This window comes from Lentzea atacamensis (assembly GCF_003269295.1).
In the GTDB taxonomy this organism is placed as follows: Bacteria; Actinomycetota; Actinomycetes; order Mycobacteriales; family Pseudonocardiaceae; genus Lentzea; species Lentzea atacamensis.
In genome coordinates, this window is sequence record NZ_QLTT01000002.1 from 497,279 (window position 1) to 512,189 (window position 14,911).

A 14,911-nucleotide genomic window follows, 5' to 3' on the forward strand; every position below is an offset into this window, starting at 1 on the left:
CCAAAGTGATCAACAATCCGCTCAGCCACCGAGGCAGGGCGCGAACCCGAACACCTCGTCGTCCAGCAGCACGACGTGCAGCGATCCGATCTGGCTGCCGATCACCGTGTCCTCTTGGCGCAGCGTGACGGTGACCGCCACGACGTAGACCTCCCCGCGCGGATGTGCTTTCTCGCCGGGGGGTGCCCAGTCGGCGTCCGTCCGAAGCGTCGACCAGGTCGGCTCGACCTTGATCGTCGCACCGCGAAGATCGCACGTCTTCTGCCGGAAGTCCGGGTGCTGGGTGTCCTGCAGCAACTTCTGCTGCTGGGACGGACCCTCGTCACCCGCCTTGTTGAGGCGTTCGTAGAACTCCTTCAACTTGGCGCGGTGGCCGTCGGTCAGCTGGACCGGCCGCGCCGTGCCCGCGATCGGACCGGCACAGCCCGCGAGGAGCGCGAGCGAGGCGAAGAGAACCGCGACGCGTTCAGCCACCGGAGTGCATCACGTCCGCGCCGGCGGGAACCGTTGCGTCCTCGGGGTCGTCGAGCCAGCCCTCCGGCAGCACGACCTTGGCAGCGGATCCCTGCCTGCCGCGCGGTCCCTCGGCGTGCTCGGGGAACGGCACCGCGGGGTCGAGCTGCCCGATCAGGTCGTCCAGCTGCTGCAGACTCGACACCATGGCGAACGCCCTGCGCGTGTCGCCGCCGACCGGGAAGCCGTGCCAGTACCAGGCCATGTGCTTGCGGAGATCGCGCAATCCCTTGTCCTCGCCGTAGTGCGCGGCGAGGAGCTCGGCGTGCGTGCGCAGGACGTTCGCGACCTCCCCGAGGGTCGGCCCCTCGGGGATCTCCTCGCCCCTGAACGCCGCCTGCAGGTCGCGGAACAACCACGGCCTGCCAAGGCATCCGCGCCCGACGACGACGCCGTCGCAGCCGGTCTCGGCAACCATGTCGAGCGCGTCCTGTGCGCTGAAGATGTCGCCGTTGCCCAGCACCGGAATGCTCGTGACGGCTTCCTTGAGCCGCGCGATGGCCGTCCAGTCCGCCTTGCCGGAGTAGCGCTGCGACGCCGTGCGCGCGTGCAGTGCCACGGCCTGTGCACCCTCGTCCTGCGCGATGCGTCCCGCGTCGAGGTACGTGAGGTGCTCGTCGTCGATGCCGATGCGGAACTTCACGGTGACCGGCATGTCTCCGGCGTTGCGCACGGCAGCGCGCACGATCTGCCGGAACAGCTCCCGCTTGTACGGCAACGCCGCCCCGCCGCCCTTGCGCGTCACCTTGGGCACCGGGCAGCCGAAGTTCATGTCCATGTGGTCGGCGAGGTTCTCGTCCACGATCATCTTCGTGGCCTCACCGACGTTCTTCGGGTCCACGCCGTAGAGCTGCATCGACCGCGGGTGCTCGTCCTCGTCGAACGTGATCATGTGCATGGTCATCGCGTCGCGCTCGACCAACGCCCGCGCCGTGATCATCTCGCACACGTACAGCCCGGCCCCGTACCGACGACACAGCTGCCGGAACGCCACGTTGGTGATGCCGGCCATGGGCGCCAGCACAACGGGCGGATCGACGGCGAACGGGCCGATTTTGAGGGTGGCTGGAACGGACACGCCCCTCAGGTTACGGCACTGACCTGCCACGATCTTCGCCGAGCGGCACCGCCAGGGCGTCCAGAACCGCTACCTGGCTGCGACGTTCGTCACGTTCACCGTTGGTCCACCGGTGCTCGCCGTCCGCGGTGCACTCCCACTGCGGATCCGTGCCGTCGCCCACCCGCAGGCAGCCGCCGAGCGACACCAGCCCGGCGTCCCTCGCCGCCGTGTTGCGGTCGTTCCACGCGCCGTGAGCGATCGGGACCGCCCTTGCGCCGCACGCCGGCCAGCGTTCCTCGACCGGTGGGTCTCGTCGTCGAAGGCGACCAGCCGGATCCGGTCGATGATCGCCAGCGAACGGATCGTGGTCGCCGCGATCTGCACCGCCCGTTCCGTCGGAAAGCCGGTGCTGATGACGGGGATCGCGACGTCGTCCCGCTCCTGCTCTTCGGCCGTGAGCAGCGAGTTCACGTAGTAGTCCTCGAGTGTCTGTTCGTCGGTGGCCTCCATGGCGGTCGCATCCCAGGCCGTGCTGTCGCCCATCACCACTTCAATCAGCCCCATGCCAGAAAATGGCACCGGCTGCCGCTTCACCGCAGGCACTACGCGTTACCCACCGGTGCCCCGATCGGGCGTCGGGGCCTTCTGCCAACATGCCCCTGGAGGTGGCCTACGCGTGGGGGCGGTTCAACTGATCAGGTCCGGGTTCGAGCGGTTCTTCGTCGACGGGCCGGTCGGCAAGCCGACCGGCGGTGGCGAACAGCAGGTCGTTGCCGTGCAACAGGTGGGTGAGCTGGCACTGCCGACGGGCAGACTCGTGGCGGCAGACCCGTTCGTGGTCTGGCCGGAGGACGCCGAGGCGTTCACCACGACGGTCGAGCCCGGCACGTACCCGGTGTCCGTCTCGCTGGTCTCGTGGGTGGACAGCGACGGCTTCCCCGACCTCCGCCAGGGCTACCGCGTCGCCGCCGCGAAGGTGACGGTGCAGGACGAGCCCGCGTACTCGTGGACGCCCGCCGTGCTGCCGGGCCAGCTCGTGCCGATGCATGAGGAGTTCGGCTACGAGGTGAAGTCGAGCACCGGCGCGTTCTTCGACCTGGCCGCCGCTCCCGCCGTCGACCGGCTGGCGAGCGACGACGAGGCGGGCAACTGCGACCTCATCGACGCCCTCGGCAAGGTGGGTGGCGGCCGCGGCCCCGCCAACGTCGCCGACCCGCAGTCCGGACTGAACGTCGTGGCGTTCTCGACCGGCTGGGGTGACGGCGTCTACCCGACCTGGGTCGGCCGCAACACCGCGGGCGATCCGGTCGCGTTCGTGACCGACTTCTTCGTCATCAACCGGTTCTAGGTCTAAAACTGACTGAGGTTGTTGACAGTCTGGGCTCCTGAACCGGAGGAGGCCCATGTCTGAGCGGGTATGGAGCGAGAAGGACCTGGCCAGGCGTGCTCGTCGGCGCCTGGCCGTGTTGCAACACGTCGACGAGGTCAGCGGCAATGTGGCCTCGACCTGCCGCTACTACGGCATCAGCAGGACGGTGTTCTACCGCTGGAAGCGTCGCTATGAGGAGGAAGGACTCGACGGGCTCAAAGACCGCTCCAGCGCTCCGTTGCACTGCCCGAACCTCACTCATCCCGAGGTCGTCGGGAAGATCATCCACTTACGGCAGCACTACCACTTCGGGCCGCTGAAAATCGAGATGTACCTGCGCCGCTACCACGACGTGCAGATCGGGCACTCGACGATCTATCGCATCCTCAAACGCCTGGGTATGAGCCGGCTACCGGCGTCGCAGCGATACAAGCGCCGCGAGCAGCGGTGGAAGCGCTATGAGAAGCAGCGTCCCGGCCACCAGCTGCAGATCGACGTCAAGTTCGTCGAGCCACTCACTGACCAGCCGGGCGGCTCAACGGGAAAGTCGAGCGCTCCCACCGCATCGACGCCGAAGAGTTCTATCGGCTGCTTGACGGCGTCGTGATCGGTGACGCCGGCGTGTTCAACGAACGCCTCAAGGAGTGGGAGGACTACTACAACTACCACCGCCCACACGGCGGCCTTGGCGGCCAGACTCCGTATGAGAGGCTGCTACAGAAGACCCCCACCCACGCCCAGGTTGTCAACGACCAGCGTCAGCAGCACATCTAGGACGGCCTTGTCCCCGCCGTTTTGAGACGAGACCGGCGTTTCAACCGGCGGGTTCCGGGTAGGTGTCTGAAGTGAGTGAAGCCGAGGAATCCGACCAACGCAGACTCGCCCGCAACGTCAACGAGCTGCTCCAGGAACTCCGCGTCGCCCAGGCAGGCGTGCAGATCCTCTTCGGATTCCTGCTCTCCATCGCCTTCACCGAGAAGTACTCCTCGGTCAGCACCTACATCCGGGTCACCCACCTGGTCACGGTGCTGTGCGCCGCGGTCGCCGTAGCGTTCCTCACCGCTCCGGCCGCGTGGCACCGCGTCCTGTTCCGCCAGGGCCGCCGCGAGGACGTGGTGGACTCGGGCAACACCTTCGCCCTCGTCGGCCTGGCCTTCCTGGCGCTGGCCATGACCGGCACGGTCCTCCTGCTGGCCGAAGTCATCATCGGCCAGGACTGGGCTTCGATCGTGGTGGGCGTGCTCGCCTTCGCCATCTTCTCCGGCCTCTGGTTCGCGTTGCCGTACGCCTCATCCAAGCGTGCTCAGAACCGCGAGCGCCCCTAGCCCGACCGCCACCGGCACCACTGTCAGGACGTTGCGCCTGGTAGGCCTGGGCTGCCGCCGGATCACCCGAATCCCCAACGGCACCAACGCAACGCACAGCCCGACGGTCCCCACGACCGACAGCGCCTCGGTGCCCTTCAACACCCCGAGCGGCAGCAACCCCATGGCCGCCAACGCCACGGCCCTGACCGGTCCGAGCACGCGTCCGCGGTAGGCCGCGACCGCCAGCACGAACCAGCCGAACATCACCGTGAACGACAGGAAGCTGAACAGGTGCAGCTCCTGATACCCCGCGGCCACGAGCTCCGTGGCCCCGTAGGCCCCCAGATGCTTCGTGGCGCTGAACGCCGCATGGTCCACCCCGGCGTGAAACGTCCGCTCGAACAGCCCCACCGTCACCAGCACCCCGGCCCAGGCCGCCCACCTCGTCCCGATCAGCGGAACGAGGAAGGCCACCGCGGCCCACATGACCACGTTCCCGGCCAGGAACGCCGTGTACGCCGCGGTCATGAGCGCCGGATGCTCGGCCACCGCCCGCAGCTGGTCCGGAAAGAAGAAGTTGAACGGCGCCCGCAGCAACGTGCCGGCGAGGAGCAACACCGGCCCGAGCACCAGCGCAGCCCCGCCAATCCACCCGTTCGGAAACTTGAACCCCATGCCCGGTCACGCTGCCAGCGCGACCGCCGCGCCAGATCGGCCCACGGGCCGACCCGCACCCTCAGACCACAGTCCGAGCGCTACCGGTCTGGCACGACCGACCGGGTCCCAGATTTTTGCGGCCCACGTGTCGATTCGCGCCGACGCCGTTCGACGAGTGGGTAGACGGACAAGCACCCGAGTCCGCCAACGGCGAAATTCGGGTGAGACGGGCACGGCGATGAGGAAGACTCGGGCAAACCGATGAGTTTCGTCAGACCTGCCGGTCTCCACCGGTGTCACGAACATCGATACCGGCGGCCTTGGCCGCAACACGACTGTGCCAGCAACCTAGTGAGGGCCTGACATGCCTGCTGCGATCCAAGACCGTCCGACCACGCAAGCGGGCCGAACACCGCTGGTGGTGCGCCTCCTGGTGCTGGCCACGTTCGTGGTGATCCTCAACGAGACGCTCATGATCAACGCGATCCCGCGTCTGATGGAGTCCCTGCACGTCACCGAGCACGCGGCCCAGTGGGTCTCCACCGCCTTCATGCTCACCATGGCCGCCGTGATCCCGGTGACCGGCTGGTTCCTCCAGCGCGTGACCACCCGCCAGGGCTACGCGATCGCCATGGGCGTCTTCCTCGCGGGCACCGCACTCTCCGCCATCGCGCCGTCCTTCACGGTGCTGCTCGTCGGCCGGATCGTGCAGGCCGCGGGCACGGCCGTGATGATGCCGCTGCTGATGACCATGCTGATGACCGTGGTGCCAGAGCAGGACCGGGGCCGCGTGATGGGCAACGTGACGCTGGCGATCTCCGTCGCGCCCGCCCTGGGCCCAGCCGTGTCCGGCCTGATCCTGCAACTGGGCTCCTGGCGCCTGCTCTTCGTGGCCGTCCTGCCGATCGCGGGCGCCGTGACCTACTTCGGCCTGCGCCAGATGAGCAACATCGGCGAACCCCAGGTCAGCTCCATCGACTGGTTCAGCGCAGCCGTCGCGACCCTGGGCTTCGGCGGCCTGGTCTACGGCCTGAGCCTCTTCGGCGAAGGCGGCGGCAGTCTGGGCCCGAGCATCGGCATCGTGATCGCCGGCGTTGCCACCATCGCAATCTTCGTCTTCCGCCAGCTCAAGCTGCAGCGCACCGGCGCCCCGCTGATGGACCTGCGAACCCTCAGCCACCGCACCTACGCCCTGTCGCTGGCCCTGATGTGCATCGCCTTCCTGGCCATGATGGGCTCGATGATCCTGCTGCCCCTCTACCTGCAGAACCTGCGCGGCCTGACCCCGTTGCAAACCGGCCTGCTCCTGATGCCGGGCGGCCTGGCCATGGGTTTGCTGGGCCCGACCGTGGGCAAGCTCTACGACCGCCTCGGCGGCCGCCCCCTGATCCTGCCGGGCTCCATCGGCATCGTGCTCTCCCTGGCCGGCTTCACCCAGGTCTCCATGACGATGCCGTACTGGCAGATCCTGGCCCTGCACGCCCTGCTGATGGTGAGCCTGGCCGCAACCTTCACGCCCATCTTCACGCTGGGCATGGGCGCCCTCCCGCCCAACATGTATCCGCACGGCAGCTCGATGCTCGGCACCCTGCAGCAGGTAGCCGCAGCCCTCGGCACCGCCCTCGTCGTAACCGTGATGTCCGCGCGCACCGGCCAACTGGTCGCCGACGGCGCCGCCACCTCCGCGGCACAGCTGAGCGGTATGAAGCTGGCCTTCGTGGTCGCGACCGTGCTCGCCGTGGCAACGATCGCGATCGCGGCCATGCTGCCGAGCCGGGTCACCGAAACCGCCGAAGGCACCGAGGCCGTCGAGGCCTGAACCAACCCGCAAGCCTCCCGTTCGGGCCCACGCGCCCCAACGGGAGGCTTTGTGCTGTCACACCGAAGGTAGGTTTCCGGCATGCTCAAGGCCGCCCCGGACCTGCTGGCGATCACCTCCGCACTGCTGCCCGGCGTACGGCTGGACAACGCCTTCACCGCGGCGGACGGCAACATCCACGACGTGCTGCTGATCCCAGGCGTAGCCGCCGTCCGCGTCAGCAGGCGACCGCTGGCCGCCGCGTCGATGCCCCGCCACGCGGAGGTGTTGCGGCACCTGGCTTCCGCCGGCCTGCCGTTCCAGGTGCCGGAGCCGCTGACCCCCGTGACGATGTTCGACGAGCGGGCCGCCGTCGCCGTGTCGTGGATCGACGGCGTGGCCTTGCCACAGGGCGTCGGCGACCCGTCGCAGGTGGCCGAGGTCCTGGAAGCCGTGCGCTCCGTGCCGCTCGACGACTCGCTGCTGGCAGCCGTGGACGGCCGGGCGCTGGGTCCGTCGTGGTCGACGATCACCGCCGAGGAGATCCTCCCCCGCCTGCCCCAGCGCTGGCAGTCCGAGGGCCGGCGCCGCCTGGACGCCGCCCTGGCCCTGGAGCCCGTTCCCGACGCCCTGGTGCACGGCGACCTCAACGGCGCCAACGTGCACTGGTCAGCAGACGGCAAACTGCTCGGCATCCTCGACTGGGACACGGCCATGCCCGCCGACCCGGCCATCGACGCCGCCCAGATGGCCTGGCACGGCTGGGAAAACGTCCGCCGCGCCGTCCCCGCCACCACCTACCACCGCGCCCGCACCTGGGACGCCCTGTTCGGCGTCGAGCACCTGGTCGCCACGATGAACGGCCGCCCCATGACCAGCCCCGACGGCTTCATCTCCGCGATCGTCCCCTGGCTGGAGGCCAACACCTAGCTCCGTGCGGCGTTGGCCGGTGTCGGCGTGTCCTGAGATCACGACCCGCCCAGTGGCCTGAACGCAGGTGGGGCCCTGGACATGTCCCGTCCAGGGCCCCGATTGTCCGCCCATTTGCGCACACCAGCGGCATTTAAGAGTCGGATCAGTCCTTAGGTCGCCGCGCTCTTCCGTTGAGCTACGGCCGCATGGTGGAGCGGCCAGCAGGATTCGAACCTGCACCTCAGCGAGTCTTGTCCGGTCTCAGGCGATCTGGCGTTCGGCGGTAATGCTGAATCTGGAGCGAGAGTCTGAGCTTGATCCCGGCTGCCTCTGCCAATTGGGCTACCCCGGCGTGGTGGTGCCGGGAGAGGGATTCGAACCCCCACTTGTGACCGAGTGGTTCAGGCTGACGTTTCAGTTTCAGCTTTCACGCTCCCCTCGGGAGCGCACCCCCGCGCTCCAGCGGGGGAGTCTGTGGACGCTATCGGAACAGGTAGTCGAAGACCACGCCACCAACACGCTGGTCGGTGATCTCCAGGCTGTTGGCTTCCTCCCGGGCGAACTTCACCGCGTGCTGCAGCTTCTCCACCCGGTCGACGAGCTCGTTCACCCGCCGGGCAGGCAGAGCACCCGAGAACTTCACCGTGGTCCAGTAACCCACCGGAATGTCCTCGTAGTACACCTCGACCTGCGCCGGGTGCTTCTCCGTGGCTTCGGCCTTGACGTGGTTGCGCGGCACCTTCTTGGTGCGGATGGTCCGAACCTGCTCAGTGCGCCAGTAGTCGGCGGACTCGTCGAAGTTCCAGTCCTCGGCCGCGTCCAGCAGCGGCAGCTTCTTCACGAAGGTGTGCAAGTCGGTCAGCTGCTTCTCGAGAAAGAGCAGGTACGACACGGGCACGTCGCGAAGCAACGTCTGCCCGTCGACCACGACATCAGCCTTCGCAACGCAGTTGGCCCAGTCCTTGGTCGCCGTGACGTCGAAGAGCCGAGTCATCACAGCGGCGGTCCTCCGCAGCACGTCCTCAGCCTTGACCTGCACGCGAGTGGACTCCGGCGGCAGCACCTCGCCGTCCTCGTCCTTGGGCTGGTACGTCCGGGAGATACCGGCCAGCAACGCGGGCTTCTGCAGCCCGTGATGCGCGTCGGTGAGGTCCCGAAGCGTGCCTCCCTTGACACTCTTCTCCACCGCGATGATTTGGTTCAGCTTCGTCATGCCGCACCCCCCTTTGGTCTCGCGCACCCTACTCACTGAAAAGCCGTGCCTGCACGCGATTTCAGCTGGCCGCAGCGGCGGGAGTCAGCAGGTTCGAGACGGAGATTGCGTACGGCTGACGCTCGCAGCTCACACAGAATGCGTAGACAGAGCGAAACCCCCCAGGTCCAGGACCTGGGGGGTTGGTGGGCCGCCAGGGACTCGAACCCTGAACCCGAAGATTTGCGGAAGTCGTTCGGCGTTGTTCGCTGATCTTCGCCGACAGTGCTCGCTACCTGCGCGGATACGGTCTTGATCTGAGCACTGTGGACAATCGCTTCTCGACGCTTGCCGTCGTTTTCTGAGGCTAAAGTGTGCCGTCGATCTTGTCCTCTGATCGCCCGCAGCTCTGCCACCATCCCCGACGCTGAGCCTAGACGCGGCCGGTGGCGTTGAGTCGAGGCACTCGTTTCAGCTTTGACGTGGCGTCGCTGGCCGTTGTCATGCTCGCGTTGTCGGTGGCCACTTCGGATTCCCCGCTAGTGGTCGCCTAGCGGGGAGCTATCTGACCGCAGTGTGAGCGCGGTGCATGACGGCAATCGGAGCGTGTGAGGTTCGGCGTTCCTCAGTCCCAGTAGTTGAAGAGCGCTTCGCCGAGGCTGGCGGGCCGCCAGTACGTGATGTCGTTTGACGAGATGTGGGGCCAAGTTGTGGCGTCGAACGGGCCGTTCAGCTCGGACGGGGTGAGCACCTGAGACCCCGGCAACAGCGCGGCCAGTACAGCTACCAGTTCAGGGGCGTCGACAAACGTCAGTGGGCCCGACTCCTGGACGCCGTCGACAAAGCTTATGGTCCTGGGCTCTGCGAGAGCCAGCACCGCTGATTCGCGCGTACAGGCCACGGCGACCGTACGCTCGCGGTAGGCAATAAGCCCCTGGTGGAAATTGGGTGTCACGTCGCCAGCGAGGCGAAACTCGGTCACAGTGCCGCCGGTGCGACAGGCAGCCTCGTAACAGGCGTGCCGGAAGTTGCGGACGTCCGTCATCCGGTGAAAATACCCCCGCCCGTGCCCTCAGTGCCCGCTGCGGAGGCTCAGCGGAAGCTGGACAGCGTCACTGTCCGTACAGATGGCTGTAAGCGGGAGCGTATCTGGCAGGAATAAATGGCCGCTGTCCCTCGCTGCGTCGGGTACCTGGCCTCGCGCTCGTTGAAGCTTTGCGCGCCTTCGTCCTAGCCCTCAGCCGATGGCAAGGCGGCGCAGCCGTCGCGGCAGTCGAGCGCCGTGCCCAGCAGCCTGTGGTGACCGTGCTGGCGCTCGTAGGGAGCTGCTGGCCGGTATGGCTCTACGGGTGAGCCCGTCGGTTGGGGCAAGGCCGGAGGACGGCGCGCAGCGCCGCCCGGCCGACCGGCGCAGCGAAGCGGATGCCGGGAGTGCCGGGATGGAAGGTGTTCGCTGTACGCGCGGAGCGTGCCGCCAGCGGCGACCTTGATCCTGTAGAGCCAAATTCGGCAGTCAGTTGAGAGCGACAGTTGAGAGCGACAGTTGTCGAGCTTCAGGAGATGCTTGACGGTTCGGCTTCACCTGATCCTTGACATCCGGCCTGGTCGAGTCGATGCAGCGGCAGCTTGTCGTGCTCTGCGGTCGAACGTGTCTACGTTGGTACATCAGGCGAGCGATGGGGATGCGGGGGAGTCATGAAGTCTCAGGCGCGCAACAGGTACGACGTCGTTCACTGCCTGGTGATCGGGCATGTTCAGTACGGGCTCCTGATCGAATCTGAGGACGGCGAGCGTGGCTTCGTGGACAGCTCGTACGTCACGGATCAGCCGGGCGAGCCGTGGCCCGAGGTAGGGCGGCGGTTGCGCTGCTTGGTCTTGGGCTATGCAAATGACGGCAGGCTCCGTGCAGCGACGACGCCGCTATGCGTCGAGATGGTGGCTGCGGCAGACGATCCTGTCGCCGCTGTGAAGCGGTGGATCGTGCTGGCCGGGCGGGCACCTCAAAGCGGTGGCGTACTGGACTGACCACTTCCCGCCGTGTCGACGCAGGCCGGAGACCAACCGCCAGAGCGGCGACGGAGCCTGTAACCGGCGGTGTCAAGCATCAGGTGAAGCCAACGTGTCACGCATCAGCCGAAACACGACAGTTGAGAGCGACAGTTGAGAGCGCTGTGACGTTGAGATCTATGGCTACTAGCGTGGTGCAGCTACGGAGATATCAGACATGCAAGGTTATATAGATCTCCAAGTAGGAGGTCTATCCACGGGGGATCACTCACGGTAGGACGAGCGAGCAGAAACTCTCCAATTGAGCCGTAGTTATGGGCAGGATCAAGGTGATCATCGTTGCGCGTGCTTCAACTTGCGCGTGCTGCGTCCCATGTGAAAGGCCGTGTCGGGGCTTCATCATGTTTGAGATATCGACTCGATATCCTTGATATACGTGTTCGATCGTGCTGTTCCGGATCCAGTGCCGTGATACTGCAATTACTGCTGTTGAGCGCTGTCGCTGAGCGGCGGAGGCGGAAGGCCGAATACACCGCCGCGCTGCTCGCATCCGCTGGACCGCCAGAAGCGGGTGAACGGACGCTACCGCTGCCCAGGTGGGCGCTCGACATGTTGCGGCGGCGACGTGAGGTCACGCTGTTCCCGAACGGGCCGGTCTTCCCGAACAGCCTCGGTGGCCTGCGGGACCCGTCGAACACCCGGAGGGACATCCGGAAGGCCCGTGGAGGGGATGAGTTCGCCTGGGTGACCTCGCACGTCTTCCGGAAGACGGCGGCAACGATTCTCGATGAGGCGGGGCTCTCCGCTCGGGTCGTCGCAGACCAGCTCGGGCACGCCCGGCCGTCGATGACCCAGGACACCTACCTGGCCCGGAAGGCGGTGGATCGGAAGGCCGCAGGCGCATTGGAACGGGCGCTCGACCGGGCTGAGCAGGGCGAACCGCCGGCCCTGCAGATTGAGAGTCAGAGACTAAAGCGCATCAAAGGCGTATCAGCGCTCTACCAATGCGAAACCCCCAGGCCTGTGACCTGGGGGTTTGGTGGGCCGCCAGGGACTCGAACCCTGAACCCGAAGAGTAAGAGCCTTCGCTTGGCGTTGTTCGTCGATCTTCCTCGACAATGCTCACTACCTGTGTGGATGTACTCTTGATCTGAGCACTGTGGACAGTCGCTTCTCGACGTCTGTCGTCGTTTTGTGAGAGTTAAGTGTGGGTTGATCTTGGTCTTCTAGACCCGCCCACACCCCTGCCACTATCCCGACACTGGGCCTCGAACACGGCCGGTGGCGTTGGGTCAAGGTACTCGTTCCAGCCTTGACGCAGCGTCGCCGGCCGTTGTCATGCTCGCGGCGTCGGGGTGGCTCGGCCTGGTGCTCGGTGAGCGTTCCCGCGGCTTCGTCCGGGGCCTGATCGGTGGCAAGGCGGCGCAGCCGTCGCGGCAGTCGAGCGCCGTGCACAGCCGACCAGTGGTGACTGCGCTGGCGCTCGTGGGAATCCGGGGACGAATCAGGCTCGGATCGGGTGGGACCGTCAGCTGGTGCCTGAGGTCCGGCGCGGAGCGCCGCCCGGCCGACCGGCGCAGCGAAGCGGATGCCGGGAGTGCCGGGATGGGTGCTGGTGCAGCGACAGACCGCACGCGCCGCCAGCGGCGGCGCCTTGATCCTTTAGAGCCGAATTCGGCAATGTGCATGCAGTTCGACAGGCTGATCTGCATGCGGACCCAGACGAAACTACTTGTAGCATGCCTCTATGGCTGATGCGTGGACGGCTATCATTTCAGCAGGCGCCGCATTGAGCGGAGTTGGGCTGACGCAGTTGTGGCAATCGCGGCGGGAACGAACGCGATGGCAGCAGGAACGTGAGCGTGACGAACTGCAATGGAAACAGCAGCGAAGTCGAGACCGTGAGATGTGGAAGCGGGACGATTACTACAGGTTCGCGGAGGAAAAGAGGAAAACGTTTGCGGAGTTTCTCGCTCTCGTCGGATCTTGGCGTGACGAGATTGAGACGATGTGCTCATACCTTGCGGAAGTGTTGGAGGGGCAAGCAGGCGGTATTCCGGGTGACATAACAGTCTGGGCAATGGAAAATAACCATGAGGCTGTTGTCAGATCGGCCGAACAGGCAAACCTGTTGACGCAACGAATTCGGCTTCTGTGCACAGGTCGTGTAGTTGAAGTCGTTGGCTTTATTTATGGCGAAGTTCATCTAGCTTCAGTTTACGCTTTGAGTGGCATGTTAAAGAGGGTCACAAAACTGCCCTGTCTGTTCGCATGAAGTGGGGCAAGCTTGTGGAAGCGATGCGAGACGACCTTGCTGGCGCCCATGTTGCGGATGCAAGTGTTGCCGTTGATCATGGGCAAGCCGGAGTTGAGAACTAGGTATTAAATAAAGAACTCGCTCGCCGGGATCTTTGCTATAAGTGAGGAGACCTGCGTATCAACCCACTTTGCTAGCTGGACCGCGTGGGTTCCTACCGCTGCGCCATCTTGAACGGCAGTCGCAAGCTTCTTCTTCGCGTCTGAAAGTGACTCCTTTCGGATCTCGATAGTTCCTTTTGCGCCTTTGCTTACGAGCAAGTGGTCACCCTCGATAGTTGATTCAATCAGGCTTGTAGAAAGGTATCGTTCAACGCCTGCAAACGAGGGGCCAAGCGCTGGGTTCAATAGATGCTGTGGTGCGATCATAGCTTCTGAGTATCCATGAATTGCGGTCAGCGTCTTGTAGCTGTTAATGTCCTTACTTTCCCAGTCTCGCACGATGAGAACTGGCGCTGCGCTCGGACGGGAAGCAAGTGCCGTCTGGTTGTACTTCAGATACTGTTTGAGTGCATCTCCGGCTGTTCCTGCTCCGAAGGTGGAATCTGGCGACACGAGTCGCCACCGCGGTCGAATCCCTGCCTCGCGTGCGGCAGCGCCGATATGCACCTCATCAAATGCTCCTTCGACCACGACCATAGGCTGATCCGGATACTCCAGTAGCGGATGGCGGTAGGTCGTGATGGCGAGCCGCGCGGATCGCGTAAGCGCCGCTTTGGCCGGCATGTCGTCGATGCGTGTTCCCGTATCAGTCTGAGTTGCCATCCATGCGTTTGATGCAACGCGCACAAACTCGTCCTGATGCGTCGTGAGGAAAACTTGTCGTCTACTGTCGGCTGCATAGATGAATAGATCTTGGGCGAATCGATTCCGGAGGCCAGCATGAAGAAATGACTCTGGCTCTTCTAGTGCCCAAATACTTGCTTGTACCCAGCCAAATGCGCGCCCCCTTGAAACGCGATCGACCAAATCAAGGAAGTGGAGCAGGATAAACGCTTGTGCTCCAGAGCCCTCAAACTCTGGTGAGCGGCCCGAGCCGTTTGAGACGGATTGGATTGCCACGTCGAACGCGAGTTCGGCGAAGTCTGTTGGCAAGGCGGGGCTGACCGAAAGACTCGATATTCCCGATCCGACATTTTTGGACACTTCTGTAAACATCTGATCGCCCGTGCGCGCTAGTGCCCGCATCAGGTGTTCGACCTCGCCTTGCTTGTACTCCTGCGTTCCCTGTAGTCGCCTGATCAATTCGCTGCGCAGAGGCTGGGCGTATTCTCTGATTAGATCTGACGGCTGGGTGTGGTTAGGTATGTAGCGAAATTTGATCGCCCGAATAAAGAGTAGTAGGTTCGGCACGTTCGAACTGTCGGCTGGGGTCAGGTTGTCCAGATCGGGACCGAATGAGAACGCCTCTACTACGCTTTGCGTCTGAGCGTCAATGGTCCAGGTCCGCTGGATCGCGATACTGTCGCTGAGCTGATGTTTTTCGAGAAAGTCGTCTTGCTTTCGAACTTTGAAGTTTTTGGTTAGATCGAGCTGAACTGAAACTGACACGTACTTCTTCTTGCCGGCCGGTGCGTAGGACGAGAAGTCGCGGACCATGCTCAGGTTAGGGTAACGTTCATCTACGACGGAATTAAAGAAGAGGTTTAGGGCGCGTAGGAGGTTTGATTTTCCTGAGCTGTTGAGTCCTACAATCGGATTGTATTCGTCGACATCCTTTACCTCTGTGAAGCGGATTGATCGAAAGTTTTCAATCCTTACCGCCTGAATCAGTCTCATC

The 14,911-nt window shown here is 64.6% G+C and carries 16 protein-coding genes; 9 read left to right on the forward strand and 7 right to left on the reverse strand.

The genetic code is table 11. From position 1 onward, the window contains the following. Positions 1-21: 21 nt before the first annotated feature. The 3 genes from C8D87_RS11190 to C8D87_RS11200 all read right to left on the reverse strand — a co-directional run bounded on the left by C8D87_RS11190 (position 22) and on the right by C8D87_RS11200 (position 2,167). Positions 22-474 (reverse strand): hypothetical protein, encoded by a 453-nt coding sequence (locus tag C8D87_RS11190; protein ID WP_112226601.1) that lies wholly within the window; start codon positions 472-474, stop codon positions 22-24. Further along, positions 467-1,591, reverse strand: a complete 1,125-nt coding sequence (gene dusB / locus C8D87_RS11195; RefSeq protein ID WP_233442029.1) for a tRNA dihydrouridine synthase DusB — start codon at positions 1,589-1,591, stop codon at positions 467-469. The genes C8D87_RS11190 and dusB overlap by 8 nt, the downstream gene beginning before the upstream one ends. A gap of 69 nt (positions 1,592-1,660) precedes the next feature. Further along, positions 1,661-2,167: a macro domain-containing protein gene (locus C8D87_RS11200; protein WP_215732283.1), complete on the reverse strand. Its 507-nt coding sequence runs from the start codon at positions 2,165-2,167 to the stop codon at positions 1,661-1,663. Positions 2,168-2,249: 82 nt separating this feature from the next. Here C8D87_RS11200 and C8D87_RS11205 point away from each other — a divergent pair, with 82 nt between their 5' ends. From C8D87_RS11205 to C8D87_RS11215, 4 genes are all read left to right on the forward strand, one after another. Next, complete coding sequence (locus tag C8D87_RS11205; RefSeq protein WP_170166394.1) at positions 2,250-2,921, forward strand: DUF4241 domain-containing protein; 672 nt, start codon at positions 2,250-2,252, stop codon at positions 2,919-2,921. 55 nt (positions 2,922-2,976) lie between these two features. Continuing rightward, on the forward strand, positions 2,977-3,549 hold the full coding sequence (locus tag C8D87_RS11210) for a helix-turn-helix domain-containing protein (protein WP_411711356.1): 573 nt from the start codon (positions 2,977-2,979) through the stop codon (positions 3,547-3,549). Beyond that, positions 3,531-3,716 (forward strand): integrase core domain-containing protein, encoded by a 186-nt coding sequence (locus C8D87_RS49120; RefSeq protein ID WP_411711375.1) that lies wholly within the window; start codon positions 3,531-3,533, stop codon positions 3,714-3,716. Before C8D87_RS11210 ends, C8D87_RS49120 begins: the two co-directional genes overlap by 19 nt. Positions 3,717-3,787: 71 nt before the next feature. Next, positions 3,788-4,267 carry a DUF6328 family protein gene (locus C8D87_RS11215; protein WP_112226603.1) on the forward strand — a complete coding sequence of 160 codons (480 nt, stop codon included), beginning with the start codon at positions 3,788-3,790 and terminating at the stop codon, positions 4,265-4,267. Here the strand turns inward: C8D87_RS11215 and C8D87_RS46845 are convergent. Continuing rightward, positions 4,232-4,924, reverse strand: a complete 693-nt coding sequence (locus tag C8D87_RS46845; RefSeq protein WP_215732285.1) for a hypothetical protein — start codon at positions 4,922-4,924, stop codon at positions 4,232-4,234. The genes C8D87_RS11215 and C8D87_RS46845 overlap by 36 nt on opposite strands. Positions 4,925-5,339: 415 nt before the next feature. On the opposite strand from C8D87_RS46845, the gene C8D87_RS11225 reads away from it, so the two are divergent. Together C8D87_RS11225 and C8D87_RS11230 are read left to right on the forward strand one after the other, a co-directional pair. Then, a complete protein-coding gene (locus tag C8D87_RS11225; RefSeq protein ID WP_233442030.1) occupies positions 5,340-6,725 on the forward strand; it encodes a DHA2 family efflux MFS transporter permease subunit in 1,386 nt (461 codons plus the stop codon). Positions 6,726-6,806: 81 nt separating this feature from the next. Next, a complete protein-coding gene (locus tag C8D87_RS11230) occupies positions 6,807-7,634 on the forward strand; it encodes an aminoglycoside phosphotransferase family protein (RefSeq protein ID WP_112226605.1) in 828 nt (275 codons plus the stop codon). Positions 7,635-8,097: 463 nt separating this feature from the next. On the opposite strand, the gene C8D87_RS11235 is transcribed toward C8D87_RS11230, so the two are convergent. Both C8D87_RS11235 and C8D87_RS11240 read right to left on the reverse strand, forming a co-directional pair. Further along, positions 8,098-8,829: a DUF7873 family protein gene (locus tag C8D87_RS11235; RefSeq protein WP_112226606.1), complete on the reverse strand. Its 732-nt coding sequence runs from the start codon at positions 8,827-8,829 to the stop codon at positions 8,098-8,100. A gap of 604 nt (positions 8,830-9,433) precedes the next feature. Further along, positions 9,434-9,853 carry a hypothetical protein gene (locus C8D87_RS11240; RefSeq protein ID WP_112226607.1) on the reverse strand — a complete coding sequence of 140 codons (420 nt, stop codon included), beginning with the start codon at positions 9,851-9,853 and terminating at the stop codon, positions 9,434-9,436. 650 nt (positions 9,854-10,503) lie between these two features. Here C8D87_RS11240 and C8D87_RS11245 point away from each other — a divergent pair. The 3 genes from C8D87_RS11245 to C8D87_RS45065 all read left to right on the forward strand — a co-directional run bounded on the left by C8D87_RS11245 (position 10,504) and on the right by C8D87_RS45065 (position 13,090). After that, positions 10,504-10,833: a S1 domain-containing protein gene (locus C8D87_RS11245; protein WP_112226608.1), complete on the forward strand. Its 330-nt coding sequence runs from the start codon at positions 10,504-10,506 to the stop codon at positions 10,831-10,833. 450 nt (positions 10,834-11,283) lie between these two features. Beyond that, the gene (locus C8D87_RS48855; protein ID WP_325049670.1) at positions 11,284-11,964 is read left to right on the forward strand and encodes a site-specific integrase; all 681 of its coding nucleotides are present in this window, start codon (positions 11,284-11,286) and stop codon (positions 11,962-11,964) included. 598 nt (positions 11,965-12,562) lie between these two features. Further along, positions 12,563-13,090: a hypothetical protein gene (locus C8D87_RS45065; protein WP_146771676.1), complete on the forward strand. Its 528-nt coding sequence runs from the start codon at positions 12,563-12,565 to the stop codon at positions 13,088-13,090. Between the two features lie 107 nt (positions 13,091-13,197). Here the strand turns inward: C8D87_RS45065 and C8D87_RS11260 are convergent, their stop codons facing one another. Next, on the reverse strand, positions 13,198-14,910 hold the full coding sequence (locus C8D87_RS11260) for an ATP-dependent nuclease (RefSeq protein ID WP_112226611.1): 1,713 nt from the start codon (positions 14,908-14,910) through the stop codon (positions 13,198-13,200). Position 14,911: the final 1 nt, after the last annotated feature.

Excerpts from the sequence above, each read along its gene's own strand:
- C8D87_RS11210 (WP_411711356.1), top strand. The coding sequence starts at position 2,977 with ATGTCTGAGCGGGTATGGAGCGAGAAGGACCTGGCCAGGCGTGCTCGT.
- C8D87_RS46845 (WP_215732285.1), bottom strand. The coding sequence starts at position 4,924 with ATGGGGTTCAAGTTTCCGAACGGGTGGATTGGCGGGGCTGCGCTGGTG.
- C8D87_RS11230 (WP_112226605.1), top strand. The coding sequence starts at position 6,807 with ATGCTCAAGGCCGCCCCGGACCTGCTGGCGATCACCTCCGCACTGCTG.
- C8D87_RS11235 (WP_112226606.1), bottom strand. The coding sequence starts at position 8,829 with ATGACGAAGCTGAACCAAATCATCGCGGTGGAGAAGAGTGTCAAGGGA.
- C8D87_RS11240 (WP_112226607.1), bottom strand. The coding sequence starts at position 9,853 with ATGACGGACGTCCGCAACTTCCGGCACGCCTGTTACGAGGCTGCCTGT.
- C8D87_RS11245 (WP_112226608.1), top strand. The coding sequence starts at position 10,504 with ATGAAGTCTCAGGCGCGCAACAGGTACGACGTCGTTCACTGCCTGGTG.
- C8D87_RS45065 (WP_146771676.1), top strand. The coding sequence starts at position 12,563 with ATGGCTGATGCGTGGACGGCTATCATTTCAGCAGGCGCCGCATTGAGC.
- C8D87_RS11260 (WP_112226611.1), bottom strand. The coding sequence starts at position 14,910 with ATGAGACTGATTCAGGCGGTAAGGATTGAAAACTTTCGATCAATCCGC.